The following is a 24,905-nucleotide window of genomic DNA, read 5'->3' as shown; positions in this document are numbered from 1 at the left end:
CCTTCGCTCATCCTTCGCTCAAGGTTCGCTGGGGGAAATTTTGAATTTTGAATTGGCGGCACCTAAAATTAATCATTGATTATTGACAAATAACCATTATTTTTATATCTTTGCAACTTCGTATAAGTCGCAATTATGAAAAAAGCGGCAAATATAAATGAAGCTATTTCACAACTAAAAAAGATAATAGAAAATGAGTAGTAAAAGAACAAAGGAAACAGATCAGGATATTATTATCTATAAGACCAATGACAACAAAGTAAAAATAGCTTTGTATGCCAAAGACGGCTCGATATGGCTGAACCAAAATCAGCTGGCTGACCTTTTTGACACCTCTAAGCAAAGTATTAGCTATCACATAATTAACATTCTGGAAGATAAGGAATTAGATGAAAAAGCAGTTGTCAAAAATTATTTGACAACTGCTTCAGATGGGAAGGATTATGAGGTTACTTTTTATAGTTTAGAAATGATTCTTGCTATTGGTTTTAGGGTGCGAAGTAAGCGAGGAGTACAGTTCAGACAATGGGCAAATCAACATCTGAAAGAATTTATGGTTAAAGGGTTTATGATGGACGATGAACGCTTGAAAAATCCAGACGGACGACCTGATTATTTTGATGAACTTTTGGCTCGTATTCGTGATATAAGAGCCTCTGAAAAGCGTTTTTATCAAAAAGTAAGAGACCTCTTTATGCTTAGTAGCGATTACGATGCAACTGATAAAGCTACACAAATGTTTTATGCTCAAACACAGAATAAAATACTTTATGCTATTACAGGACAGACCGCTGCAGAAATAGTAGTGAGCCGTGCTGATGCTTCTAAAAACAATATGGCGCTTACCTCTTGGGAAGGTTCAGTAGTAAGAAAAGGGGATATTTATACCGCTAAAAACTATCTTACAGAAGATGAAATAGATACACTTAATCGCTTTGTGATGGTATTCTTAGAATCGGCAGAATTGCGAGCTAAAAATAGGCAGGATATTACTATGGATTTTTGGAGAGAGAATATAGATAAAATCATAACTTTTAATGACAAAGAACTTCTTAAAGGCAATGGTAGTATTAGCAATGAACAAATGAAAAGGCTCGTAGGCAAAGTATATGAAGCGTTTGATAGCAAACGCAAACATTTCGAGGCACAACAAGCCGATTTGTACGATTTAAAAGAAATAGAGGCTTTGGAAAAAGATATAAAACTTATAAACAATGAATAATAGTAGGAATAATAGTAGAAGATAAATTCAGAAGGCACGGAGGGTGAGTAAAAAATAATGCTTATGAGGGTGATAATTAAACTTTATTTTGTATCTTTGCCTCATTAATTAACCGTTAATGTAATAAGATGAAATTGAAACATATTTATTTGGCAGCGGTAGGTGCTTGCTTGTGGGCTTGTAATCAGCCTAAAACTGTAAATGAAGGGGTGAATGAAGCGCCTCAAAAACCGCTTATTAGCTATGTAGATCCGTTTATTGGTACGGGGGGACACGGACATACTTACCCTGGGGCTACTACGCCTTTTGGAATGATACAGGTGAGCCCTGTGAATGGTTTGAGCCATTGGGATTGGTGCTCGGGCTATCACCATTCCGATAGCTTGATGGTAGGTTTTGGGCATTTGAGCCTTAGTGGTACGGGTATCGGCGACCTTAATGATATTTTGCTGATGCCTACTACTAAAGAATATGACCTCAGCACACTCAAATACGGGCGCAAAGAACAATACCCAGTTAATGCTAAAGAGTTTCGCGATATGGTGCCTTATAAATCACGCTATAGCCATAAAAACGAAAAAGCAGAACCTGGTTATTATCAGGTGTATTTAGAAGACCCTAAGGTGAATGTAGAGCTTACAGCTGCACAACGCTACGCGGTGCATCGTTATACTTTTGAAAAGGGTGCGGAACAATCGGTAATCCTCAACTTAGGATTTGCTATCAACTGGGATAGCCCTATAGTAACCTATATACAACAAGAATCGGACTATTTGATTACAGGCTATCGCTATAGTGAGGGCTGGGCTAAAAATCAAAAAGTATACTTTGCTATTCAGTTTTCTAAACCTATTACAAAAGCAAATCTCAATAAGGTCATTACAACTAAAAACCCTAATGAGCTCAAACAAATAGATAGAGTAAGAAAAATTGAAGAGGCATATGTACAAGAAATAAAAGAAAAAGAAAAGGAAAAACAGGTTGAAACATTTATGACTTTTGAGCCTAATCCTCATATCTTGGATAAAGTGAGACAGATTCCTTCAGGTCAGTTTTTCTTTAATAATGAGAGTGATATTCTTGAAGTGAAAGTGGCTCTTTCATCTGTAAATGAAGATAATGCTTTAGAGAATTTAGGGTTTGAAAAAATGGCAGATACTAATGATCCTAAAATACAACAGCGTGCTGATTTTGTAGATAAAGCAATAGGAAGTTTAAAGAGTGGTAATGAGTCTATGTTTAGATCAAGAATGAAAATGACTTTAGAAAATAGTCATATTCAACAAATAGCTGACGAATCTCATTCTCCTAATTTTAATAAAGTGAAAGAAGAAACTCAGCAACAATGGGAAAAAACGCTTAGTAGTATAGTTGTGGAAACACCGGTAGATTCGCTTAAAACGATTTTCTATACAGCTCTCTATCACGCACAGGTAGCTCCTGTAACATTCTCGGATAAGAACGGGCAATTTAGGCTTGAAAATGACTCTATTGCTAAAACAGAGGGTGTGGCTTACTCTACGCTTTCTTTGTGGGATACTTTCCGTGCTGAACACCCGCTGCTTACGCTTTTGCAACCTAAAGTAACTGCTGATATTATCAACTCGATGCTGGCGTACTATCAAGTGCACAAGGTATTGCCTGTTTGGACACTTTACGGCAATGAAACTGATACGATGACAGGATACCATTCGGTTGCGGTAATTGCTGAAGCCTACCTAAAAGGCATACGAGGCTTTGATGCTGAAAAGGCATACGAGGCTATGAAAACCACAATGATGCAAGATGCACGTGGACTAAAAGCTTACAAAAAATATGAATATATACCATATAATGCAGGGGTAGACGAATCGGTAACCATTACGCTTGAATACGCTTATGACGATTGGTGTGTGGCACAAATGGCAAAGGCATTGGGCAAAACAGAAGACGCTGAGTTTTTCTTGAAACGCTCAGAAGCCTACGCTCACTTATTTGACAAAGAAACGGGCTTTATGCGAGGAAAAAGCATTGATGGCAAATGGCGTACCCCTTTTGACCCTAAGCGTTCTGACCACCGCGAAAACACCGACTATACCGAAGGTAACGCTTGGCAGCACAGTTGGTTTGTACCTCATAATGTAAAAGGACTTATCAGTTTGTTTGGTGGTAATCAGCCTTTTTTAAATCATTTGGAAAAACTCTTTACTGAAAGTTCGGAAATTACGGGAGATAATGTTTCTGCAGATATATCTGGGCTTATAGGGCAATATGCACACGGCAACGAGCCAAGCCACCACATAGCTTATATGTTTAACGAGGCAGGGCAACCTAAGAAAACACAGTATTGGGTGGATCGTATCTTACAAACGCAGTATAACACTACTCCTAACGGATTGAGTGGTAATGAGGATTGCGGACAGATGTCGGCTTGGTATATTTGGAGTGCAATGGGCTTATATCCTATGAATCCTGCTTCGGGAGAATACCAGTTTGGTCGCCCGCTATTTGATAAGGTAACCATACATTTGCCTAATGAGAAGACTTTTACAATCATTGCTAAAAATGTGTCTAAAGACAATAAATATATAAAATCGGTTATGCTTAATGGCAAGGCTTATAACCAATGGTATATTTCGCACGATGACCTACTAAAAGGTGGTGAATTGGTGTTTGAAATGACAGATAAATAGATCGTTATGGAAGCAACAATATTGGAAGCTCCTGAAGTTATGGAGCAAGAAAAAGAAAAAGAGATAACTCAAAAGAAAAAGAAGTCGCTTTGGGACTGTATAATGGAGAATAAAAAGAGACCTCCGCGATATATGATAAGTAATAAAGAGGCTGAGGACTTGATATTTGGCTCTAATATGTGGGTGAAATTGATGCAGGAGGAAGATTTAGACGAGGAATGAATTACTTTTTAGATACCAACATTATTCTTATATTGTTTTTCAATAGGGAAAATGAATTAAAACCAACTATACTAAGTATTCTTAGAGATAATAGGAATAGCTTTTTTGCAAGTACAATATCATTGTTAGAAATTGCTCAGCTCTATCGTAGAAGGAAAATAAAAGAGATTGATTACGATATCTTTGATACAGGAGATAAATTTATTGATAGTATATCATACAGCTTGTCTGCTATAGAAGTACTTCCCTTTGAACGTAGAGAGGCACGTATTGCAAGTAGGCTGACTTTTGTACCTAATCATAAAGACCCTAATGACCTTGCAATTATGGCTCACGCTATAAGTGAACAAATGCCTATCATTAGTTGTGATGATAAGTTCCCTGAATATATATCTCAAGGAATTACCGTATTATATAACAAACGTAGCACGAAATAAAATAAATGAAAAGAAATATTCTGATTACAGGAGGAGCTGGCTTTATAGGCTCTCACGTGGTAAGGTTATTTGTAACAAAATATCCCGAATACCACATTTACAACTTGGATAAACTTACCTATGCGGGTAACTTAGACAATGTAGCTGATGTAGCTCAAGCTACTAATTATTCTTTTGTACAAGCAGATATTTGTGACTATGAGGCAATGAAAACGCTTATAGCCGAAAAGAAAATTGATGGTATAATCCACCTTGCTGCTGAAAGTCACGTGGATAGAAGTATAGAAGACCCTTTCATTTTTGCTAAAACTAATGTGATGGGTACGCTTAGCTTGTTGCAGGCTGCTCGCGAGGCGTGGAAAGACCATATGCAAGGAAAGCGCTTTTACCACGTTTCTACTGATGAAGTGTACGGAGCATTGGAAATGGGAGAAGAGCTTTTTACAGAACAAACGCCTTATGACCCCCAATCGCCTTATTCGGCATCTAAAGCCTCATCAGACCACTTTGTACGGGCTTACCATAATACTTATAAATTACCTGTGGTGATTTCTAACTGTTCTAATAATTATGGTTCGCACCAATACCCAGAAAAGTTAATACCTGTGTGTATTTACAATATAGTGAATAACAAACCATTGCCTATTTATGGCAAAGGGGAAAATATACGCGATTGGCTATTTGTAGAAGACCACGCTCGTGCTATTGACACGATTTTCCACCAAGGGAAAGATGGTGACACCTACAATATTGGAGGCTTCAACGAATGGCGTAATATCGACTTGGTAAGGGTAATTATCAAGGAGGTGGATAAACAATTAGGGCGCCCAGAGGGTACTTCTGAAAAACTCATTACTTTTGTAACTGATCGTGCAGGGCACGACCTTCGTTATGCTATTGACGCTACGAAACTAAAGAATGAGTTAGGGTGGGAGCCTTCATTACAATTTGAAGAAGGAATACAGAAAACAGTAAAGTGGTACCTCAGCCAATTATAAAAAATTGAACGATTAGCGTTTGCATACTACTTGATTGCTGTATTTAAGATTGACGATACTGTACTCGTTTAGCTGGTTGGTATTTTCAAGTAGTTTGTAGAAGGCTTTTAGGTTGGCTTTTTTGGTCATTTCGTTTTCATATTTACCGAAAGAAACTCTAAAATGGGGAATACGCATATAAAAGTCGTATTCTCCATTGTTTTTTACGATTACTTCGGTGATATTTTCGGTAAGCCAAGTGTCATTTAGAATAAACATCATTAGCTGGTAGGTAGTATCCCAATATTTATTGATTTCGCCTCTTACAATGGGTACGCGGGCTGAAAAAGATTTTGATAATGGCATTTTTTTACCTTGATTATCCATATAATAGGTTTTATCACCATCGTAAATGCGGGCAATAGGGTCGCGTTGTTTTACTTTGATATGTAAAGTACCATCTATGGTGTAGAACACTTCGGAATTTTCAATCATATCATTGTTATCCAATATATTTTCAAATTCGTGTAGGCGTAATAATCCTAAAGGCATAGGTGCCATAGGGTCTTTGATAATGCTGCGGTGTATTTCTTCATCGGTGATGAACATATTGCTATCCTGATGGTCTATCACTACTTCTTTTACTAAACGCATTTTGTTTTTATTGACAGCGAGAATTTGTATTGAAAGAGGTAAAAATATGATAACCAATAATTTTAATACTTTTTTAGGGTGCATATTATCTGATTTTTTGCAAAGGTATAAAACAATTCTGAAAGTATCATTGCTTATTATCAATAATTTTGTACATTTGCGCAATTTAAATCATTATACTATGAAACGTATTGTAACGTTATGCTGTTTGTTGGTGGGCTTGATGGGCTTGGCTCAGGATGTAGAAACGATGCTTACCGAAAAAATTAAAGTGCTTGATAAGAGCTATAAAACACCTGAATTACAACCTTTGGCAAATGATTTTGAACGTGTTGCTCTGGCTGCTCCTACTAATTGGCTTGCCAATTACTATACGGCTTATGTGAATATTCGTATAGCCGATCTTTCACAAGGAGATGTAATAGATACTTATTGCAATCAGGCAGAAAAATATTTGAAAATAGCAGAGGGGCTCAAAGACGCTGATGTTTCGGAAATTAATGCGCTTTATGCTTATTTGTACAGTACAAAGGTGAAGGTGAACCCTATGTTCAGAGGGTCTAAATATGGTAAAATAAGCAAAGAATACATCGATAAAGCAATTAAGGCAAATGCAGACAACCCACGCCCTTATGTGATACGTGCTATAGGTATTTTCTTTACGCCGAAAGTATTTGGTGGTGGTGCTGAGAAAGCCAAACCTTTTTTGGATAGAGCTACTCAAAAATATGAGGTTTTTACTCCTAAAACCCCTAATCACCCACATTGGGGTAAAGGAATGGTAGATTCTATTAAGAAATTAGCTTCAGAAAATTAAAAAAAATGCATAAATCTGGTTTTGTAAACATTATAGGGAATCCCAACGTGGGAAAATCGTCATTGATGAATGCATTTGTAGGGGAGAAACTTTCTATTATTACCTCGAAGGCGCAAACTACAAGGCATCGTATCTTTGGTATTGTAAGTGGCGATGATTTTCAGGTGGTTTTTTCGGATACCCCCGGTATTATCAAGCCTTCGTATGCACTACAAGCCTCGATGATGGACTTCGTAAAGTCGGCTTTTGAAGATGCTGATATTCTAATCTATATGGTAGAAGTAGGCGAAAAAGAACTGAAAGATGAAACGTTTTTCAAGAAAATAAACACTTTGCAAGTGCCTGTCCTATTGCTTATCAATAAGATTGATACTACTGACCAACAATTGCTTGAGGAGCAAGTAGCTTATTGGCAAGCCCAAGTGCCTAAAGCTGAAATATACCCTATTTCGGCTTTGCATTCCTTTCATACAGATGTGGTTTTCAATCGTATTTTGGAACTATTGCCTGAATCGCCTGCTTTCTTTCCTAAAGACCAGCTTACGGATAAGCCTGAACGCTTTTTTGTAAATGAAATTATACGTGAAAAGATATTGTTACACTACAAAAAAGAGATACCTTACTCGGTAGAGGTAGAAACAGAAAGTTTTGCTGATAGTGAGACTATTATTCATATTCGTGCAGTAATAATGGTGGAGCGTGATAGCCAAAAAGGAATCATCATAGGGCACAGAGGCGAGGCACTAAAGCGCGTAGGTATTGCAGCAAGGGCTGATATGGAAAAATTCTTCGGAAAACAAATTCATTTGGAATTATTTGTGAAGGTAAATAAAGATTGGCGTAGTAATGAGCGACAACTAAGGCGCTTTGGCTATGCAATAAATTAGTAGTTACGAATTAGTTGTTGGATTTATAAACTATTATCATTTGAAAAGGATATTATTTATCATATTGGCTGCTATGGCAGTGGTGGGTTGCGAATCGGATGAGATATGCGACCGCAAAGTCAATACCCCCCGCTTATTGGTGCGTTTTTACGACCCCAACCAGCTTCGTTCCCCTTTTAGTGTTACGAACTTGACTGTTTATGCTGAGGGTAGCTCTAAAGCGTTAGTTACCAATGCTACTACCGACTCATTGGCTTTGCCTTTGCGCCTTACTAATCCTACCGTGTACGTACTTCAGAAAATAGAAACGGGCAACGTAACCCGTACCGCTACGCTTACGCTTAGCTACCAAACTCACGAAACTTTTGTAAGTAAGGCTTGTGGTATTAAAACTACCTATAGCACTCTTACTGCGACTATTAGTCCCACTACTTCTTGGCTAAAAGGTATTCGTATTCAAAATTCAACAGTTGATAATGAAAAAAGAGCTCATATTCATTTATATCATTAGTATTGTGCTGTTACTACCTGCGATGGCTCAAGCTCAAACGCAGACGGTTACTACCAAAACGGCTACTAAAACTACTTCTATTGCCTTGCCCAGCAAGCAGGCAGCACCCACTTATAAACAGCGTTACGGGTTGCGTGTGGGTGCCGATATCAGTAGGCTTATTATTCCTTTTTTCAATAAAGATTACTATGGCGTGGAGTTTGTAGGCGACTATAGGCTCAGCCAGAATTATTATGCTGCTGCCGAAATAGGTTTTGAACGCAAAGCTACTACTGAAGATTTTTTTGCGTACACTACCCAAGGACAGTATTTGCGCTTGGGCTTTGACTATAATAGCTATGGCAATTGGTATGGTATGGAAAATATGATATACGTGGGGGCACGCTATGGAATTTCGCTTTTTTCGCAAGAGCTTACCTCTTATACTTTGTATAAAGATAATCAGTATTTCGATGAATCTGTTGTGGGGACTAATCCGTCTTGGTTGCGAACCTACAATGGTCGTACAGCACATTGGTTGGAAGTAGTAATAGGACTAAAGGCGGAACTATTGCGCAATTTCTATGCTGGTATCAGTATGCACGTGGGCTGCTTGGTATTGCAAACCGATGCTTCGGGCTTCCCTAATTATTATATTCCTGCTTTTGGGCGTGTGTATGAAAATAGCCGATTTGGCACTAACTTTAACTATACTTTTAGCTACCTGATACCCCTTTACAAAAAGAATAAAGAAACTTCTATTAGCAAAAAATAATGAGATATTTTACAATACTACTTATATTAATCTTGCTTTCGGGCTGCGGTAATAGCAATCCGTATGAGGGAAAAACCATCCGTTTGGCAGTAGTGAAGGATTTTAATTTGCCTAAAGTGAGCGTACGAGCGATGGTTCTTTTAGATAAAAATGTTGCTTTTGCGGGTTCTGATGCTACTTTTGGCTTTATCAATACTCAAAACCAAACAATGGCGATTAATAACTTGAAGAATATACAAGTAATATCCGATTTTAGGGCTGTAGCAGCTACTAAAGAGCGATTTTTTATGCTTTCTATAGCCAATCCTGCCTTGCTGTTTAGAGCAGACCCTACAGGAATGAAAGAAGTGTATAGAGAAGAACACCCTGAAGTGTTTTACGATGCAATGTGCTTTATAGACGACCAATATGGTATAGCGATAGGAGACCCTATTGAAGGACGATTATCGGTGCTAACTACTAATAACGGCGGGCTGCAATGGGAAAAGAAAAGTTGGTCGCAAACGCCCAAAATGGCTGAAGGAGAAGCTATTTTTGCAGGTAGCAATTCCGCAATGGCTCGTGTAGGAAAAAAATTGTGGATAGTAACAGGTGGTAGCCAAAGCAGGGTGTTTTATTCGGATAATAAGGGGTATAAATGGCAAGAATTAGCCGTGTTGCCATTAGTTCAGGGGAAAGCCTCGCAAGGAGCTTTTTCTGTTGATTTTTACGATAACCAAACGGGGGTAGTAGTAGGAGGAGATTACGAAAATCCTACTCATAAACAGGGTACGATAGCCATCACTGCCGATGGCGGTAAAACTTGGCGTACTCCTGCCACCAACAAGGTGATGGGTTATGCCAATTGCGTGAAGTACATACCCAATAGCAGAGGATATGCCCTAATGGCAGCAGCGGCTGATGGCATTTACTTTTCTGCTGATAAGGCCGACAGCTGGGAACGCATCGCCAACGAAAGCTATCACGCTCTGCTATTTATTGACGAGCATACTATGATAGCTTCCGGTAACGAACGTATTACGCTTTTTAGGCTTTTTTAAGCATTCATTTGTGAGCATTGGTTGTATAGCTCACGCCACGCAGCTCCGCGTTTCTTCATTACATTTTCGAGGTATTCTTTCCATACCATTTTATCTTTCTCTTCGTCTTTTACAACAGCCCCTTGTAGCCCCGAAGCAAGATCTTCATCGCTTACAATGCCGTTGCCAAAGCTACCTGCTAATGCCATACTATTGGTAATAAGCGATATAGCTTCGGCTGTAGAAATAACACCACTAGGCGATTTAAGTTTTTGTTTATCATCAAGGGTAGCTCCTTTGCGCAATTCGCGGAATATAGTAACTATTTTCTCAATCGCTTCACTGCTTGGTAGCGCAGCTTTTAGCTTGTAATTACTTGATATTTCGGCTACGCGTTTGCTCACAATTGATACCTCTGTTTCGAGGGTAGCAGGAGCAGGCAGTACGATGATGTTGAAACGTCTTTTCAATGCCGAGGACATTTCGTTTACCCCTCGGTCGCGAGTGTTGGCAGTTGCGATGATAGAGAAGCCCCGTTGTGCAGGCAATTCTTTGCTAAGTTCCGGAATAGCAATAGTTTTTTCTGAAAGAATAGAGATAAGAGCATCTTGCACTTCTGAGGCGCATCGTGAGATTTCCTCAAAGCGTGCAATGCTACCCGTTTCCATAGCGCGATAGATAGGCGATTTAAGCAGTGCTTCGTTAGAAGGTCCGTTAGCCAATAGCATCGCATAGTTCCAAGAGTAGCGAATATGTTCTTCGCTGGTGCCTGCGGTACCTTGTATCACCTTGCCCGAGTCGCCGCTGATGGCTGCCGTAAGGTTTTCGGAAAGCCACGACTTAGCAGTACCAGGTTCCCCTATAAGGAGCAAAGAGCGGTCGGTAAGGAGCGTAGCAATAGCAATTTCTACCAAGCGGTTATGCCCTATGTATTTGGGGGTAATGTTTACGCCACAAGCTGTTCCTCCCGTTACAAATTTAAGTACTGCTTTGGGCGAGAGTTGCCACCCTATGGGTTTTTCTTCTTTTTTATCTTCTTCCTTAAGAGCCTCCAACTCATTGGCATAGAGTTGTTCGGCTGGAAGGCGTAATACGTTTGACATATATTTGATTTATTAATTAGTCTATTAAATTGGTTTTCTGTTTCTTTTAAATAGAACTTAAATGGTTTTTAATAAAATATTATTATAATCTTCTCACTTTATTAGCTAATGATGAAAGTATCACTTCATATTCTTCCATAGTTCTCGTAGGCTAATTTTCTGGCTTCTTCTAAAGATATTCCTGTTTCTGGAGATAACTCCCATTCTCTTAAGCGATTATGCAATTCTTTTTTATAAGTATCAGAAATAGTATACTCCTGCTCTTCTATTATTTCAAAATTAAGTCGTTCGAGAGCTATTTTTGCATCACTTAGGCTAACTCCCTTAGGTGGTTTAATAGTAAGTGTTTCCATAATAATAACTTCTAAAAATTTGCGACAAATATACAACTTTTTTTTAACTTATCAGATGGCTCCCTATAAATCTATCAAAATCCGATTTGAAGAGTTTTCCTATACAATACGATACTTTTCAAACTCATTAAAGGCGTGCGTATGAGCTATATGAGCCGTTATCTGAAAATATCTTCTGCAAGTGAACTAAACACTAACAACTAAGCTCGAGATTTCCTCTAAAGTATTATAGCTATGCAAACAGATGCGCAGTCGTTCTTGCCCTGCGGGTACAGTGGGCGATAGTATGGGCAGTACCCCGAAACCTTTGCTTTGCAACTCTGCCGCTAAGGTTTTTACACGCTCATTGCCCGATACTACTTTAGCTTGTATAGCCGATTGTGAGTCTATAAAACCGTCTAACTGCCGCTGCTCCAATTGTTGCCTAAAGTAACGAATATTGTCCTGCAACCCAGCTATAGCCCCCGTGCTACGCAACTGCTCATAACCAGCCCTGATAAGCGCAACGCTGTGCGGCGACATAGCCGTAGTGTATATAAAAGAGCGTGAAAAGTTCAGCAAATACTGCACAACCTCATCGCTCGCTACTACTGCAGCTCCGTGAGCACCCAATGCCTTGCCATAGGTAACAATACGCGCAAAAACACGATGTGCCAAACCTTCAGCTTGCACCAAGCCGCAGCCATACTCCCCAAAAACACCCAAAGCGTGTGCCTCATCTATAGCCACATAAGCACCATAACGCTCTGCAAAAGCCACTAAATCAGGCAAATACGGGCTGTCGCCATCCATAGAAAAAACACTTTCAGTAGCAATAAGTACAGTAGCCTCGCCAGTAGCAAAGCGTTGTAGTAACTCCTCCAAATGAGCCAAATCATTGTGCCTGAATTTATACGACTTTGCCAAACTTAGCGATATACCATCGCGTATAGAAGCGTGACAATAGCTATCGTATAAGATAATATCGCCTTTAGTGAGGATACACGAAAAAAAGCCTACATTGGCATCATAGCCCGAATTGTAAAGCAAGGCAGCTTCAGCTTGGTGAAAATCAGCGATATGGCGTTCGGTATCAGCAAAAATAGGCAAGTTGCCAGAGAGCAAGCGCGAACCTGTAGCACCATTGTGAAAAGGATAAGCAGCGAGTATCTCATCAGCACGCTGTGCAATAGCACTATTCCTGCTAAAGCCTATATAGTCGTTAGAATAAAAATCAGTAGTAAAATGCCTTTGCTGTAAAGAGCGCAACGCATTAGCTTGAGCGCGCTCAGCCAATTTTTTATGTATATGGTTCATAGTCAATCTTTAGATTTGATTAGGGCACACTCTTGGTTATCCCTTCAAAAGAAAACAAAAGCAAAGATACAAAATAATGTTTAATGGTTTATGATTTTATGAATGTCGAATTGTCAAACGTAAGATAAGGCAGCCTATGCCGTAGCATAGTATATCGCCCCACGAAAAATGGTTGCCTAAAATGATGTAGCCCAAACTACCTTTTGCAAAACCCAAATAAGTAGCCACCCCAAAGTATTGCAACACCTCTACCAATACAGCAAAAAGAAAGATACCAGCTATCAGTTTACGTTTGTTTCTTACTTTCACTACCGAAAGAACCAAGTAGTACAGCAGTATCACCACCAATACATCGCCTATATACCCCCTAATGAAGCCTATACTGCGAAACACCGTAGCAATAAGAAACTCCACCCCCAGTAAAGCCAATGCCCATAAGGCATATTTTTTATTAAATTTTATTTCCATTTTATGATTCTTATTCCGCGACATAGTCAAAGATATGATTTTTTATTATTCTGAAAAAGCACGCACAAATATACAAAAAAAGTTTAACTTCAAAACTCAAAATTCAAAATTCAAAATTCCCTAAACCTTGAGCGAACCTTGAGCGAAGGAAAGTCGGCGAGCTGGCGCAGCCGAGTATGTGACGAAGGATGAGCGAAGGATAAGCGAACCTTCAGCGAAAGATAACTCACCCCTATACAAACCCTATTAAAAAAGTTTTTATTTTATTTGTTGGTTATGTTATTTTTTACTACCTTTGTACGATAAATTAACGTTCATTATTGAAAACTATGAAAAACGACAACACTCTAAAAACACTTACTGCCGCAGGGCTTCTTGCTCTTGCAGTTGCTTGTGAGCAACCTGCTCAAAACAAACTTGCTGATAACTTGTATATGTATACTATTGAGGTACAACAAAAATACTTATTGCTGCCTATAGAGAACGAAGCTACTGAAGTGAAAATGGAACTTTTGGTGGAAGGAAAAAACATAGGCGAACTAATGAATATCAGGATTGCCCAAAACCAAATTGACTATTGGATACCTATAGAGATAGAGGCTTACAAGGGCAAAAAGTTGACCCTCTCTTTCAACGAAGCTCAAAACGCTCGTATGGGATTCAGCAAAATTAAGCAATCGGCAAACTACAATTTTGTTTATCAGGAAAAATACCGTCCGCTATATCATTTCAGTCCGCAATATGGCTGGACTAACGACCCTAACGGAATGGTATACTACAAGGGTGAATATCATCTTTTCTTTCAATACAATCCTTACGGCTGCAAATGGGGAAATATGCACTGGGGGCACGCTGTTAGCAAAGATTTAGTGCAGTGGGAGCAGCTTCCTTATGCGTTGGCTCCTGATAAATTGGGGGCTATCTATTCGGGTTGTGTAGTGATTGACAAAGATAATACGGCAGGCTTTGGCAAAGATGCTATGGTAGCTATTTTTACCTCGGCAGGTGAGCAACAAGTACAATCATTAGCTTATAGCCTTGATAACGGGCGTAGCTTTACTAAATACGAAGGTAACCCTGTGCTCACTCACCCTACTATTGTAGATTTCCGAGACCCGAAAGTGTTTTGGTATGCTCCTACCCAACAATGGATAATGAGCCTTGCTACGAGCCAAAGTATCACTTTTTACGGTTCTAAAAACTTGAAAGAATGGACACAGCTAAGTGAGTTTGGTGAAGGGATAGGCAACCACGATGGGGTATGGGAGTGCCCAGACCTCTTTCCGCTTACTTATGAGGGACAAACCAAATGGGTACTTTTTGTGAGTATCAACCCAGGTAGTCCCAATGGTGGTAGTGCTACACAATACTTCATTGGGAATTTTGACGGCAAGACTTTCACCCCCGACCCTCTGCCCTACCCTCTTTGGATAGACTATGGGCGTGATAACTACGCTGGCGTAACTTGGAACAACGTGCCTGCCGAAGACGGACGCCGCTTATTTATAGGCTGGATGAGCAATTGGGACTATGCTAATGAAGTGCCCACTACAAACTTCCGCAACGCAATGACCCTAGCTCGCACGCTGAATTTAGCCCACAATGGCGAACATTTAGTAGTAGCCAGCAAGCCTGTAAAAGAGATAGAACGCCTTCGCTGTGAAACTATTAGCTTGCCTAATAAAACTGCTACTACCACTACTTTTGAGCAGTTACTGAATAACAACGATGGTGCTTACGAGCTCACTTTTAGTATTATCCCCAACGGCAGTGATAACTTTAGCTTTTCGCTCCTAAATGACAAAGGGGAGGAACTTACCTACATTTTTGACATCGCTAATAAGACGTTAGTGACCAACCGCGCCAAAAGTAGTGTGGCTTTCAATGCTAATTTTGCAGCAATGCTCATCAAAGCCCCTCTTACAGCGAAAAAGAGTTATACGATACGTCTTTTAGTAGATAAAGCCTCTACCGAGCTATTTGTAAATGACGGAGAAGTGGTGCAAACCAACACTATATTCCCTACTGAAGCCTATAACGCTCTCCGTTTTAAAACCGATAAAGGCACGCTTAGCATCAAGAATGTAACTATTTACAAACTCAGTGCAAGTGAAACGGCGATATCTTATTTAATTGAAAATTACTTAAAAAAATAAAAGAATGAAAAATACAGTAGTAGGATTAGGAGAAATTCTTTGGGATATATTCCTCGAAAGGAAAGTATTAGGCGGAGCACCAGCTAATTTTGCCTATCACGTTTCACAATTTGGATTCAATGGCTATGCTGTAAGCGCTATTGGCAATGACCTGCTGGGTAAAGAAATTCTGAAAAGCCTTGAAGAAAAAGAGCTTAACTACCTTATTGAGCAAACCGACTTCCCGACAGGCATCGTAAAAGTGCAGTTGGACGGCAGAGGTATCCCCACCTATGAAATTACCGAAAACGTTGCTTGGGATAATATTCCGTTTACCACACGGCTGGAAAACTTAGCCAAAAACACAACTACCGTTTGTTTCGGTTCACTTGCACAGCGCAACGAGGTATCACGGGCTACCATTCACAAGTTTTTAGACCTGATGCCTGCCGATAGCCTAAAAGTGTTTGACATTAATCTGCGGCTGAAATACTTCAGCAAGGATATTATAACAACATCACTCAATAAAGCTTCGGCACTGAAAATAAACGATGAAGAAATAGTAAAAATTGCTGAAATATTTGAGCTACAAGGTACTGATGAGGAGCTATGCCAGCAATTATTGGATAAATACAAGTTGAAATTTTTGATACTCACCAAAGGCACACGAGGTAGCTATGTACTTACACCTTACGAAAAGTCTTTTTTGGCAACTCCAAAAGTTACGATAGCCGATACTGTGGGTGCAGGCGATTCATTTACGGCAGCCTTTGTGGCTTCGTACCTGAACGGGCGCAGCATAGCACAATCGCACCAATTGGCTGTTGAGGTATCAGCCTATGTATGTCAGCAACACGGCGCGATGCCACGTTTGGCTGATGCCCACTTAGAACTTTTTAGATAAACTTTATTATCCCTATTAATTTTCAACCATCAATCATTCTAAAAATGGAATATTTTGTAAAAGGTATGGGCTGTGCAGGGTGCGCTCGTACTATTGAAAAAAAACTCAATGAACTCCCTGAAGTAATTGAAGCTACTGTTGATTTTAGTAGCAAAAAAGCGACCGTAAAGACCCATAATAACGTATCTTTAGATACCCTACAGCAAGCCTTAGCCGGCACTCATTATAGTTTATCACTTACCGCTGATGCGCCTACAACAAGTGCTACAGCAACAAAATCTACACACAAACCACCCCAAGGGACGGTATTTTATTGCCCTATGCACTGCGAGGGCAACAAGACCTACGACCACCCAGGCAATTGCCCCGTGTGCGGTATGGACTTAGTACCGCAGGCAAGCCTTGCCCATCAAGAGGGGCACGAAGACAAGCAACGCCGCTCACTACAGCAAAAGTTGCTCATTGCCATTATTTGTACGCTTCCTATTTTTATAATTTCAATGGTGGGAATGTCGCACGAGAGTCCTCTTTATGCTATAATGCCCCCTGCCTATTGGGACTGGGTGCAGGCAGTGCTATCGCTGCCCGTAGTGTTCTACAGCGGAGCTATGTTTTTTGGCAGAGCTTGGAAAAGCCTGAAAACCAAAAACTTCAATATGTTTACCCTTATAGGCATAGGAGCGGGTGTGGCTTGGGGGCTCAGTATTCTCGCATTGTGTTTTCCACAATTCTTCCCTGAACAATTCAAAGAGCACGGTCGTGTACATCTCTATTTTGAAGCAGCAACCGTTATACTCACTTTGGTACTCTTGGGACAACTCTTGGAAGCTAATGCCCACAGCCGTACCCAACAAGCCATAAAATTATTGCTAAAACTCACCCCCAACAAAGCAACCAAAGTTATAGGTAATAACGAGACCGAAGTAGCTATTGATGAGGTACTTATAGGCGACCTTTTGCGGGTAAAACCAGGTGAAAAAATACCTGTAGACGGCATTATCACACAAGGCAATGCCACTATAGACGAGAGTATGCTAACGGGAGAGCCTATAGCCGTAGAAAAAAGGGAAGGCGATAGCGTATCGGCAGGGACACTCAACGGCAACCAATCTTTTGTAATGCAAGCCAAGAAAGTAGGTTCTGAAACCCTTTTGGCACAGATTATCACAATGGTACAGCAAGCGAGCCAAAGCCGCGCTCCGTTACAAAAATTGGCTGACAGGATATCTGCCTATTTTGTACCTATTGTAATAGGTATTTCACTACTCACCTTTGTAGTGTGGGCTATTTTTGCTACTGAAAACAACTATACCTACGCCTTGCTGAACGCCATAGCTGTACTCATTATCGCTTGTCCTTGCGCTTTAGGTTTAGCGACCCCAATGTCGGTAATGGTGGGTGTAGGTAAAGGTGCGCAAAATGGTATTCTCATCAAAGAAGCCGAAGCGATTGAGGAGTTCAATAAAATAGATACTTTGGTAGTAGATAAAACAGGCACCTTGACTGAGGGCAAGCCTATAGTAAGTGAAGTTATTAGCTTTAACAATACCGCTGAAAGCGAGCTGCTGCCTATATTATACGCCTTGAATCAGCATTCTGAGCACCCTCTTGCTAAAGCTACTAATGCTTATTGCCAATCAAAAGGCATTACCCCCCTACCCTTTACTAACTTTAAAGCTATTACAGGGCAAGGCGTTAGTGCTGTTATTCAGCAAGATAACTACTATTTTGGCAACCAAAAGCTGCTCGCTTCCGCAGGGATAAGCCTCACCGAAGCACAGCAAAGCACTATTGCAGCACAACAAGAGCAAGGGAAAACGATTTCGCTCATTGCCAATAGCCATAGCCTTTTGGGAGCAGTAGCCATTACCGACCCTATAAAGCCTTCGGCGATTACTGCCTTGCAAGAATTGCAAAACTTAGGCGTAGAAGTGATAATGCTCACCGGCGATAACCCACTCACTGCCAAAGCAGTAGCCCAAACTATGCAACTTGCGCACTACAAAGCCGAAATGTTGCCTCACGACAAGCGCAACGAGATCGTACGCTTGCAAGCTGAAGGCAAAAAAGTAGCAATGGCAGGCGATGGCATCAACGATGCTCCTGCTTTAGCACAAGCTAATGTGGGTATTGCGATGGGTACAGGCACTGATGTGGCTATAGAAAGTGCTCAAATTACCTTAGTAAAAGGCGACCTTAGCGGTATACTAAAAGCTAAAAAATTGAGCAAAGCTGTAGTGAAAAACATACGCGAAAACCTATTTTTTGCACTAATATACAACACAGTAGGCATTCCTGTGGCTGCAGGTGTTCTCTATCCGTTCTTTGGCATTCTGCTATCACCAATGTTGGGTGCATTGGCTATGAGTTTCAGCTCGGTAAGCGTGATAGGCAACGCTTTACGGCTAAGACGCCTAAAATTATAAGCAAAGTTTATTTTTAACGGAAAATTAAACATTATTTCTTATCTTTGCCCCTATCTAACCACCATTACCCAACAATAATTACTAACGACTAATAAATAACAAAATGGAAATTACACAAGAAAACCGACAATGGTTGGATGATTTGCAGCTAAATCACCCTGTGGTAATAGCAGGACCTTGTAGTGCGGAAACAGAATCGCAAGTACTCAATATAGCTCATAGTTTAAAAAACACAGATGTATCTTTCTACAGAGCAGGTATTTGGAAACCACGCACGCGCCCAGGTATGTTTGAAGGTGTTGGTGCTCTTGGGCTAAAATGGTTGCAACGTGTAAAAGAAGAAACAGGGCTTAAAACAGCTACCGAAGTAGCTAATAAAGACCACGTAAAACTTGCCTTAGAGCACGATATTGATATGCTTTGGATTGGAGCCCGTTCTACCGTTAGCCCTTTTATTATCCAAGAAATAGCTGATGAATTGGAAGGTACTGATAAAATTGTATTGGTAAAGAACCCTGTAAACCCCGATTTAGCTCTCTGGATAGGCGCTATAGAACGCCTGCAACGCGCCAATATTAAAAACTTAGGCGTAATACACCGCGGTTTTTCTACCTACGAAAAAACGAAATACCGCAATATCCCTGAATGGCAGTTGGTAATTGAGCTGCAAAACAAATTCCCTCTCTTGCCACTCATCTGCGACCCCTCGCATATTACAGGCAAGCGCGACCTTATCTTCGATGTATCGCAAACTGCTCTTGACCTCAATTTTGATGGTTTGATGATTGAAACACACTGCACCCCCGATGAGGCTTGGAGCGATGCTGCTCAGCAAGTTACACCAGCACAATTGGTGCAGATAATGAAAGACCTACGCATACGAAAAACCTCAGTTGCCGAAGAAGATTACCTAAGCCAACTAGGCACACTACGCTCTCATATTGATATTTTAGACGACCAGCTTTTAGATACACTCAAAAAACGTATGGAAATAGCTGAAGAAATAGGTAAACTTAAAAAAGCTAATAACGTAGCTATTTTGCAAAATCAACGTTGGCACGAAATATTAGGCAAAGTAGTATTAGAAGGACAACAACACAACCTGAGCGAAGAGTTTGTAATACAAATATTTAAAGCGATACACCAAGAGTCTATCGACAGACAAGAACGCGTTACACGGGCTGCAAATTAGTAAGCTCTTTGCTAATTGACCAATTATTTGTACCTTTGCACCCTCAATGAAAAAAAATAATACAATGATTCTACCCATTATTGCTTACGGAGACCCTGTGCTTAGAAAAGTAGGCACAGATATTACACCAGCCTACCCCGACCTTAAATCGTTAATTGCTAATATGTACGACACTATGAATAACGCCAATGGAGTAGGTTTGGCAGCTCCTCAAGTTGGTTTGGCTATACGCCTATTTGTAGTGGATACTGCGCCCTTTGCTGATGATGAAGACCTTACTGCTGAGGAACAAAAATTCCTTTTAGGATTCAAAAAAGTATTTATCAATGCTAAAATCACAGAGGAAACAGGTAAAAAATGGCTATTCAACGAGGGTTGTTTAAGCATTCCTGGTGTGCGTGAAGATGTAAGTAGAAACGAGCAAATTACTATTGAGTTTCTTGATGAGAATTTTAACCCTCAAAAGCTTACCCTCAATGGATTGGCAGCTCGCGTAGTACAACACGAATACGACCATATAGAAGGGATTTTATTCACTGATAAAATTTCTTCTCTGAAAAAACAGCTTATTAAAAGCAAACTTGCTAACATCAGTAAAGGAAAAGTAAATGTAGATTACCGTATGAAGTTTCCTGAACTCAAAGGTAAAAGATAATAGTTTAAACTTAATAACATTAATAACTTAATAATGAATTTAACAAAAATACTTGCCATATCGGGCAAACCTGGCTTATATCGCTTAGAAGTACAAACGCGCGGTGGCTTTTTGGCTACCTCATTAGCAGACGATAAACGCATCACTGTAGGGATACGAAACAATGTGAGTCTATTGTCTGAGATTGCGATCTATACTATCGACAAAGAGGTGCCTTTAGCAGAAATCTTCAAAAGTATGAAGGATCTTGAGCAAGGTAATGAAGCACGAGTATCTGCTAAAGCTGATGGAGCTACTTTAGAAAGCTATTTTGCTGAAGTACTTCCTACTTACGACCGCGACCGTGTATATGCGAGCGACATCAAGAAAGTAATACAGTGGTATAACCTTTTATTGAAAAAAGGTTTGTTGGAAGAAGAAGCTGAGGCAACTCCTGATACTACTAGTGCTACAGAATAAACAAATACTCAATAACAACAAAAAAGGACAATCGGGGTGATTGTCCTTTTTTGTTGTTTAACCAAATTAAAATCTTGAAAAACTATTCAGCAGCTTCAGCTGTGTTATCAATAAGTACTTGACCACGGTAATACAATTTACCTTCATACCAATGTGCTCGGTGGTACAAGTGATTTTCACCTGTTACAGGGTCTTTTGCTATTTGAGGAACTACCGCTACATCGTGTGTTCTTCTTTTATCTCTTCTTGTTTTTGACTGTCTTCGTTTAGGATGTGCCATTACTTAATTTTATTTATCTGTTATTAAATTCTTTAAACTTTCCCAGCGCGGATCTATTGCATTATTTTCTTCTTCAGCTTCAGCATAAGGGGCGAGTGCTTTAAGCCGTTCTAATACCTCCGATTGCATCGTGCCATTGAGCACATCAGGGTGTACTCTTTTAGCTGGTATTGATAAGACTATAAGCTCGTAAATATATTGTGCTACATTTAGCAAATGCTCTCCGTGAGGCAGTATTAGTAGTTCGGCATCGTCATCGTTATAGGCATCGCCAAATTTTACTACCAATAATAATTCGCCCTGTACTGCAAGGTTGAAGGGCTCGCTTGATACATCACAATTTACATTTACAGTGCCTTCATTTTTGAAGTGTAACTCCATAAAGGTACTCTTTTTACTTAAAAGAACTGTAACCTTTTGGTTGATATCATTCACTTCATCAAAACTAAAGAGTTGTAAAAAATCTTTGTTGATGTTGTACTCAAATTGGTGCTCACCTTGCTTTAAGCCAACAAAAGAAATATCGTATTCTTTTAATTTTTTCATAGCTTATGATGTGAGAAGAAGCTTAACACTCTCTTCTCTGAACAACCTGAATTGTTTTCAAGCGGCAAAATTAATACTTTTTTTTTACCTACCAAAGTTTTTTGCAAAAAAAGCTATACAAAGCTATCTGTATCTTTGTTGGCTACCAATCTAAATCCTTCGCCGTGAATGTTTAAAATCTCTACTTTACTATCTTTTTTAAGTAGTTTTCTCAATTTAGCAATATACACATCCATACTGCGCGAAGTAAAATAGTTATCATCTTTCCAAATTTTAGAAAGTGCTAACTCGCGTGACATAAAGTCATCGGTGTGTAGTGCTAAAAGTCGTAATAATTCGTTTTCCTTAGGAGATAGCTTTACGGGTTCTTCATCTTTGTATTTAAGAATACGCAATTTAGTATTCAAGAAGAATTTACCTATTTCAAACTCAAATTTGTTGTTGTCAATCATTGTTTCGATGGTTTTTCGTTGCAGCATCGAGCGTATTTTCATCAACAAGATTTCGGAGTCGAAGGGTTTGTTCAGGTAGTCATCTCCACCAGAACGATATCCTTTTATGACATCTTCGCGCATAGTGCGGGCTGTGAGGAAAATAATAGGTATTTTCTCATTTTTTTCGCGTATTTCTCGGGCTAGCGTAAAGCCATCTTTATAAGGCATCATTACGTCTAAGATGCATAGGTCGAAGGTTTCTTTTTTGAATTTTTCGTATCCTTCCATTCCATTTTTTGCCAGAGCTACATCAAAACCACTCATTAGCAAGTAGTCTTTTAGTACTGTACCAAAATTAGGATCGTCTTCTACCAATAGAATGCGTTTGCTTTCAGCTGGTGTTTTTGGAGCATAATAGTTTCCATTCATAGTTACAAATGAATTAAGAATTAACAATTAATATTTAGGTTCTTATATGGTGGGTAGCTTAATAAAAAATGTGCTACCTTTGTCTTTTTCGCTTTCTACAGTTATAGTACCCTGATGGTACTCAACTATTGTTTTCACATAGGCGAGCCCAAGCCCGTGTCCTTTGACGTTGTGTAAATCGCCGGTATGCTCGCGATAGAATTTATCAAAGATATGTTTTCCTGCCTGTTTGCTCATTCCTTGTCCTTTATCTTTAATTCGAATAAGTATTTTGTTTTTGATATTTTCGGTATAAATATCTATTTCGGGCTGCTCGGGGGAGTATTTAATTGCATTTTCTATGACATTGACAAATACATTGACTAGGTGTGATTCGTTGGCTGAAATATCGCCATTGCTTGCTAGAAAGTGTACGTGTATTTGTCCTTGTCGTTCGTTGAGTATTGTTTGTACGTGACTTATGGCTGTGATAATGACTTCGTGCACATCCATAGGTTCGCGTTCTAATTGCATACTTCCTTTTTCGAGTTTTGAGATTTGCAATATATTCTCTACTTGTGCTAGCATACGTTTGTTTTCTTGTTTGAGAATTTCTACGTAGTGCAGTATTTTTTCGGGGTTATTATTGTTGCTTCCGATTGTTTTAAGACTATCGAGTACTAAGCTCATTGTTGCAATGGGAGTTTTGAACTCGTGTGTCATATTATTTATAAAGTCGGTTTTTATTTCGGAAATACGCCTTTGGGTTATGAGTTGGTGTATTGTAACGATAAAAACTCCTATCACCATTAGTGTAAAAACCATTGATAGCGTGGCTATACTGATTACTGATGAGAGGACGAAACGTTCTCGTTCGGGGAATATAACTGCAAGCTCATATAGTGAGTCGTCTGAGCTATTGCCACCGAATAGTACTGTTCGGTATTCTTTTGTTTCGTTGGGTTCAAAATAACGGCTGTGCACTTTTGAGAGTACATTTTTGTTATAAATGGCACACTCAAAGTGCAGGTTTAGCCCCCTTTTGTTCAACAAATTTTTCAGTAATCGTGTTATATCATCGGTATTTACGCGATCGTTAATAGATTTTTTGCGAATAATACTTTTGAATGATTCTTCTATCATTAAGCGTTCTATATCGGATAGCTCGCTGAGTTTCTCATAGTTGGTTACTAAATTGCTATGAGCTTGGTTATCCGCGGTTTTATCTTTAAGGCGTTGCAGGTTTTCTTGGCTTATATACCTTTTCATAGCTATGGTGTCCGAAAGGGGATATACTTCAAGCTGTGCTGCTGTTTGATTGTTCGGTGGGAAGTAGTAATCTTCCTCGAGAACGCCGTGCTTATAGATAAAAGTTTCTTTATTATCTTTATTTTCTTGAACGTAAATAAACTCACGCAAATGGTTTTCCTTCGTGGTAGGAAGGGCGTTTTCGCGCAAGTTCATAATTTTAGTTACATATTTATCTATTTCATTTTGCTCAATTTCTTTAGCTGCTACACTGAGTACCTGCTGAATAGAATATGTAAAAGTATCTTCTTTATTATCTATTGCCGATTTTATCCAATAACCTTGTATTACTACGCTACCTATCAGTGAAAGGGTGGTAAGTACAATGACTACTATGTATAATCGTTTATTCACACGGCAAAGTTAATATAAAATATTTTAAAAAAAGTAATATATCCTAAAAAATTAACATTATTTTAAGATTGATTTTTTTTCGTAAATTGCATTAACATCTTATAATACAGCTTTTTACGTTCATTTTAACAGTATGATTTTTTTAGATTTTCTTCTTAATTTATTGTTGTTTAAATTTGGAAAACGTGCTATATGTATAAAAAAAGCCTTATCCTTCGTCACATACTCCGCTGCGCCAGCTCGCCGACTTTCCTTCGCTTATCCTTCGCTTATCCTTCGCTTATCCTTCGCTTATCTATCCCTCATCTATCGCTTATCTACCCCTTATCTACCCCTTATCTACCCCTTATCTATCCCTTATCTACCCCTTATCTATCACTTATCCTTCGTCACATACTCGGCTGTGCCAGCT

At 39.4% G+C, this 24,905-nt stretch carries 26 protein-coding genes; 17 read left to right on the top strand and 9 right to left on the bottom strand.

All coding sequences use genetic code 11. The features are described from left to right. Window positions 1–193 precede the first annotated feature (193 nt). The 5 genes from HMPREF9075_RS10955 (at window position 194) to rfbB (ending at window position 5,551) form a co-directional block, all read left to right on the top strand. Window positions 194–1,222, top strand: a complete 1,029-nt coding sequence (locus HMPREF9075_RS10955; protein WP_009751417.1) for a virulence RhuM family protein — start codon at window positions 194–196, stop codon at window positions 1,220–1,222. A gap of 128 nt (window positions 1,223–1,350) precedes the next feature. After that, the gene (locus tag HMPREF9075_RS10950; RefSeq protein WP_009751416.1) at window positions 1,351–3,894 is read left to right on the top strand and encodes a GH92 family glycosyl hydrolase; all 2,544 of its coding nucleotides are present in this window, start codon (window positions 1,351–1,353) and stop codon (window positions 3,892–3,894) included. A 6-nt stretch (window positions 3,895–3,900) separates the two neighbouring features. Beyond that, the gene (locus tag HMPREF9075_RS10945) at window positions 3,901–4,116 is read left to right on the top strand and encodes a hypothetical protein (protein WP_009751415.1); all 216 of its coding nucleotides are present in this window, start codon (window positions 3,901–3,903) and stop codon (window positions 4,114–4,116) included. Next, the gene (locus HMPREF9075_RS10940) at window positions 4,113–4,553 is read left to right on the top strand and encodes a type II toxin-antitoxin system VapC family toxin (protein WP_009751414.1); all 441 of its coding nucleotides are present in this window, start codon (window positions 4,113–4,115) and stop codon (window positions 4,551–4,553) included. The genes HMPREF9075_RS10945 and HMPREF9075_RS10940 overlap by 4 nt, the downstream gene beginning before the upstream one ends. A gap of 5 nt (window positions 4,554–4,558) precedes the next feature. Then, complete coding sequence (rfbB, locus tag HMPREF9075_RS10935; protein WP_009751413.1) at window positions 4,559–5,551, top strand: dTDP-glucose 4,6-dehydratase; 993 nt, start codon at window positions 4,559–4,561, stop codon at window positions 5,549–5,551. A gap of 12 nt (window positions 5,552–5,563) precedes the next feature. On the opposite strand, the gene HMPREF9075_RS10930 is transcribed toward rfbB, so the two are convergent. Beyond that, window positions 5,564–6,268 (bottom strand): cell division protein FtsQ/DivIB, encoded by a 705-nt coding sequence (locus HMPREF9075_RS10930; RefSeq protein ID WP_009751412.1) that lies wholly within the window; start codon window positions 6,266–6,268, stop codon window positions 5,564–5,566. Between the two features lie 97 nt (window positions 6,269–6,365). Here HMPREF9075_RS10930 and HMPREF9075_RS10925 point away from each other — a divergent pair, with 97 nt between their 5' ends. The 5 genes from HMPREF9075_RS10925 to HMPREF9075_RS10905 are packed head-to-tail and all read left to right on the top strand — an operon-like array spanning window position 6,366 to window position 10,193. After that, complete coding sequence (locus HMPREF9075_RS10925) at window positions 6,366–7,001, top strand: hypothetical protein (protein WP_034557591.1); 636 nt, start codon at window positions 6,366–6,368, stop codon at window positions 6,999–7,001. Window positions 7,002–7,006: 5 nt separating this feature from the next. Further along, the gene (gene era / locus HMPREF9075_RS10920; protein WP_009751410.1) at window positions 7,007–7,888 is read left to right on the top strand and encodes a GTPase Era; all 882 of its coding nucleotides are present in this window, start codon (window positions 7,007–7,009) and stop codon (window positions 7,886–7,888) included. A 40-nt stretch (window positions 7,889–7,928) separates the two neighbouring features. Then, entirely contained in the window at window positions 7,929–8,399 is a 471-nt protein-coding gene (locus HMPREF9075_RS10915) for a DUF6452 family protein (RefSeq protein WP_232305106.1), read from the top strand. Further along, entirely contained in the window at window positions 8,365–9,153 is a 789-nt protein-coding gene (locus HMPREF9075_RS10910; protein ID WP_009751408.1) for a DUF6048 family protein, read from the top strand. Before HMPREF9075_RS10915 ends, HMPREF9075_RS10910 begins: the two co-directional genes overlap by 35 nt. After that, window positions 9,153–10,193, top strand: coding sequence for a hypothetical protein (locus HMPREF9075_RS10905; RefSeq protein ID WP_009751407.1), 1,041 nt, complete (start codon window positions 9,153–9,155; stop codon window positions 10,191–10,193). The genes HMPREF9075_RS10910 and HMPREF9075_RS10905 overlap by 1 nt, the downstream gene beginning before the upstream one ends. On the opposite strand, the gene HMPREF9075_RS10900 is transcribed toward HMPREF9075_RS10905, so the two are convergent. The 4 genes from HMPREF9075_RS10900 to HMPREF9075_RS10885 form a co-directional block, all read right to left on the bottom strand. Continuing rightward, window positions 10,190–11,275 (bottom strand): AAA family ATPase, encoded by a 1,086-nt coding sequence (locus HMPREF9075_RS10900; protein WP_009751406.1) that lies wholly within the window; start codon window positions 11,273–11,275, stop codon window positions 10,190–10,192. The two genes, HMPREF9075_RS10905 and HMPREF9075_RS10900, sit on opposite strands and share 4 nt — an antisense overlap. Window positions 11,276–11,400: 125 nt before the next feature. Then, window positions 11,401–11,628, bottom strand: coding sequence for a hypothetical protein (locus tag HMPREF9075_RS10895; protein ID WP_009751405.1), 228 nt, complete (start codon window positions 11,626–11,628; stop codon window positions 11,401–11,403). Between the two features lie 186 nt (window positions 11,629–11,814). Further along, window positions 11,815–12,924 carry an 8-amino-7-oxononanoate synthase gene (locus tag HMPREF9075_RS10890; protein ID WP_009751404.1) on the bottom strand — a complete coding sequence of 370 codons (1,110 nt, stop codon included), beginning with the start codon at window positions 12,922–12,924 and terminating at the stop codon, window positions 11,815–11,817. Between the two features lie 96 nt (window positions 12,925–13,020). Next, window positions 13,021–13,392 carry a DUF2809 domain-containing protein gene (locus tag HMPREF9075_RS10885; protein WP_034557563.1) on the bottom strand — a complete coding sequence of 124 codons (372 nt, stop codon included), beginning with the start codon at window positions 13,390–13,392 and terminating at the stop codon, window positions 13,021–13,023. A 329-nt stretch (window positions 13,393–13,721) separates the two neighbouring features. Here HMPREF9075_RS10885 and HMPREF9075_RS10880 point away from each other — a divergent pair, with 329 nt between their 5' ends. From HMPREF9075_RS10880 to HMPREF9075_RS10855, 6 genes are all read left to right on the top strand, one after another. Beyond that, window positions 13,722–15,548 (top strand): GH32 C-terminal domain-containing protein, encoded by a 1,827-nt coding sequence (locus tag HMPREF9075_RS10880; protein WP_009751402.1) that lies wholly within the window; start codon window positions 13,722–13,724, stop codon window positions 15,546–15,548. A gap of 4 nt (window positions 15,549–15,552) precedes the next feature. Further along, window positions 15,553–16,431 carry a carbohydrate kinase gene (locus HMPREF9075_RS10875; RefSeq protein WP_009751401.1) on the top strand — a complete coding sequence of 293 codons (879 nt, stop codon included), beginning with the start codon at window positions 15,553–15,555 and terminating at the stop codon, window positions 16,429–16,431. A gap of 44 nt (window positions 16,432–16,475) precedes the next feature. After that, window positions 16,476–18,857, top strand: a complete 2,382-nt coding sequence (locus tag HMPREF9075_RS10870) for a heavy metal translocating P-type ATPase (RefSeq protein ID WP_009751400.1) — start codon at window positions 16,476–16,478, stop codon at window positions 18,855–18,857. Between the two features lie 103 nt (window positions 18,858–18,960). Continuing rightward, on the top strand, window positions 18,961–20,049 hold the full coding sequence (locus tag HMPREF9075_RS10865; protein ID WP_009751399.1) for a bifunctional 3-deoxy-7-phosphoheptulonate synthase/chorismate mutase type II: 1,089 nt from the start codon (window positions 18,961–18,963) through the stop codon (window positions 20,047–20,049). Between the two features lie 64 nt (window positions 20,050–20,113). After that, window positions 20,114–20,704: a peptide deformylase gene (gene def, locus HMPREF9075_RS10860; protein WP_034557587.1), complete on the top strand. Its 591-nt coding sequence runs from the start codon at window positions 20,114–20,116 to the stop codon at window positions 20,702–20,704. A gap of 33 nt (window positions 20,705–20,737) precedes the next feature. After that, window positions 20,738–21,163, top strand: coding sequence for a DUF5606 domain-containing protein (locus HMPREF9075_RS10855; protein WP_009751397.1), 426 nt, complete (start codon window positions 20,738–20,740; stop codon window positions 21,161–21,163). An 82-nt stretch (window positions 21,164–21,245) separates the two neighbouring features. On the opposite strand, the gene rpmF is transcribed toward HMPREF9075_RS10855, so the two are convergent. The 4 genes from rpmF to HMPREF9075_RS10835 all read right to left on the bottom strand — a co-directional run bounded on the left by rpmF (window position 21,246) and on the right by HMPREF9075_RS10835 (window position 24,493). After that, window positions 21,246–21,443: a 50S ribosomal protein L32 gene (gene rpmF, locus HMPREF9075_RS10850; RefSeq protein WP_009416652.1), complete on the bottom strand. Its 198-nt coding sequence runs from the start codon at window positions 21,441–21,443 to the stop codon at window positions 21,246–21,248. 9 nt (window positions 21,444–21,452) lie between these two features. Further along, window positions 21,453–21,989, bottom strand: coding sequence for a DUF177 domain-containing protein (locus tag HMPREF9075_RS10845; protein ID WP_009416651.1), 537 nt, complete (start codon window positions 21,987–21,989; stop codon window positions 21,453–21,455). A gap of 113 nt (window positions 21,990–22,102) precedes the next feature. Next, window positions 22,103–22,852 (bottom strand): response regulator transcription factor, encoded by a 750-nt coding sequence (locus HMPREF9075_RS10840; RefSeq protein ID WP_009416650.1) that lies wholly within the window; start codon window positions 22,850–22,852, stop codon window positions 22,103–22,105. A 42-nt stretch (window positions 22,853–22,894) separates the two neighbouring features. Continuing rightward, the gene (locus HMPREF9075_RS10835; protein WP_009416649.1) at window positions 22,895–24,493 is read right to left on the bottom strand and encodes a sensor histidine kinase KdpD; all 1,599 of its coding nucleotides are present in this window, start codon (window positions 24,491–24,493) and stop codon (window positions 22,895–22,897) included. A gap of 192 nt (window positions 24,494–24,685) precedes the next feature. Between HMPREF9075_RS10835 and HMPREF9075_RS13610 the strand changes: the two genes are divergently transcribed. Further along, the coding region (locus tag HMPREF9075_RS13610) for a hypothetical protein (protein ID WP_198144785.1) at window positions 24,686–24,905 on the top strand (220 nt) is incomplete at its 3' end.

The sequence above is a fragment of the Capnocytophaga sp. oral taxon 332 str. F0381 genome, from assembly GCF_000318275.2.
Taxonomy (GTDB): Bacteria; Bacteroidota; Bacteroidia; order Flavobacteriales; family Flavobacteriaceae; genus Capnocytophaga; species Capnocytophaga bilenii.
Note: the sequence above shows the minus strand (reverse complement) of the source record. Positions and strands in the feature narration are given on the sequence as shown.

Coding starts and splice junctions, on each gene's coding strand:
- HMPREF9075_RS10955 (WP_009751417.1), top strand. CDS start 194: ATGAGTAGTAAAAGAACAAAGGAAACAGATCAGGATATTATTATCTAT.
- HMPREF9075_RS10950 (WP_009751416.1), top strand. CDS start 1,351: ATGAAATTGAAACATATTTATTTGGCAGCGGTAGGTGCTTGCTTGTGG.
- HMPREF9075_RS10945 (WP_009751415.1), top strand. CDS start 3,901: ATGGAAGCAACAATATTGGAAGCTCCTGAAGTTATGGAGCAAGAAAAA.
- HMPREF9075_RS10940 (WP_009751414.1), top strand. CDS start 4,113: ATGAATTACTTTTTAGATACCAACATTATTCTTATATTGTTTTTCAAT.
- rfbB (WP_009751413.1), top strand. CDS start 4,559: ATGAAAAGAAATATTCTGATTACAGGAGGAGCTGGCTTTATAGGCTCT.
- HMPREF9075_RS10930 (WP_009751412.1), bottom strand. CDS start 6,268: ATGCACCCTAAAAAAGTATTAAAATTATTGGTTATCATATTTTTACCT.
- HMPREF9075_RS10925 (WP_034557591.1), top strand. CDS start 6,366: ATGAAACGTATTGTAACGTTATGCTGTTTGTTGGTGGGCTTGATGGGC.
- era (WP_009751410.1), top strand. CDS start 7,007: ATGCATAAATCTGGTTTTGTAAACATTATAGGGAATCCCAACGTGGGA.
- HMPREF9075_RS10910 (WP_009751408.1), top strand. CDS start 8,365: ATGAAAAAAGAGCTCATATTCATTTATATCATTAGTATTGTGCTGTTA.
- HMPREF9075_RS10905 (WP_009751407.1), top strand. CDS start 9,153: ATGAGATATTTTACAATACTACTTATATTAATCTTGCTTTCGGGCTGC.
- HMPREF9075_RS10900 (WP_009751406.1), bottom strand. CDS start 11,275: ATGTCAAACGTATTACGCCTTCCAGCCGAACAACTCTATGCCAATGAG.
- HMPREF9075_RS10895 (WP_009751405.1), bottom strand. CDS start 11,628: ATGGAAACACTTACTATTAAACCACCTAAGGGAGTTAGCCTAAGTGAT.
- HMPREF9075_RS10890 (WP_009751404.1), bottom strand. CDS start 12,924: ATGAACCATATACATAAAAAATTGGCTGAGCGCGCTCAAGCTAATGCG.
- HMPREF9075_RS10885 (WP_034557563.1), bottom strand. CDS start 13,392: ATGGAAATAAAATTTAATAAAAAATATGCCTTATGGGCATTGGCTTTA.
- HMPREF9075_RS10880 (WP_009751402.1), top strand. CDS start 13,722: ATGAAAAACGACAACACTCTAAAAACACTTACTGCCGCAGGGCTTCTT.
- HMPREF9075_RS10875 (WP_009751401.1), top strand. CDS start 15,553: ATGAAAAATACAGTAGTAGGATTAGGAGAAATTCTTTGGGATATATTC.
- HMPREF9075_RS10870 (WP_009751400.1), top strand. CDS start 16,476: ATGGAATATTTTGTAAAAGGTATGGGCTGTGCAGGGTGCGCTCGTACT.
- HMPREF9075_RS10865 (WP_009751399.1), top strand. CDS start 18,961: ATGGAAATTACACAAGAAAACCGACAATGGTTGGATGATTTGCAGCTA.
- def (WP_034557587.1), top strand. CDS start 20,114: ATGATTCTACCCATTATTGCTTACGGAGACCCTGTGCTTAGAAAAGTA.
- HMPREF9075_RS10855 (WP_009751397.1), top strand. CDS start 20,738: ATGAATTTAACAAAAATACTTGCCATATCGGGCAAACCTGGCTTATAT.
- rpmF (WP_009416652.1), bottom strand. CDS start 21,443: ATGGCACATCCTAAACGAAGACAGTCAAAAACAAGAAGAGATAAAAGA.
- HMPREF9075_RS10845 (WP_009416651.1), bottom strand. CDS start 21,989: ATGAAAAAATTAAAAGAATACGATATTTCTTTTGTTGGCTTAAAGCAA.
- HMPREF9075_RS10840 (WP_009416650.1), bottom strand. CDS start 22,852: ATGAATGGAAACTATTATGCTCCAAAAACACCAGCTGAAAGCAAACGC.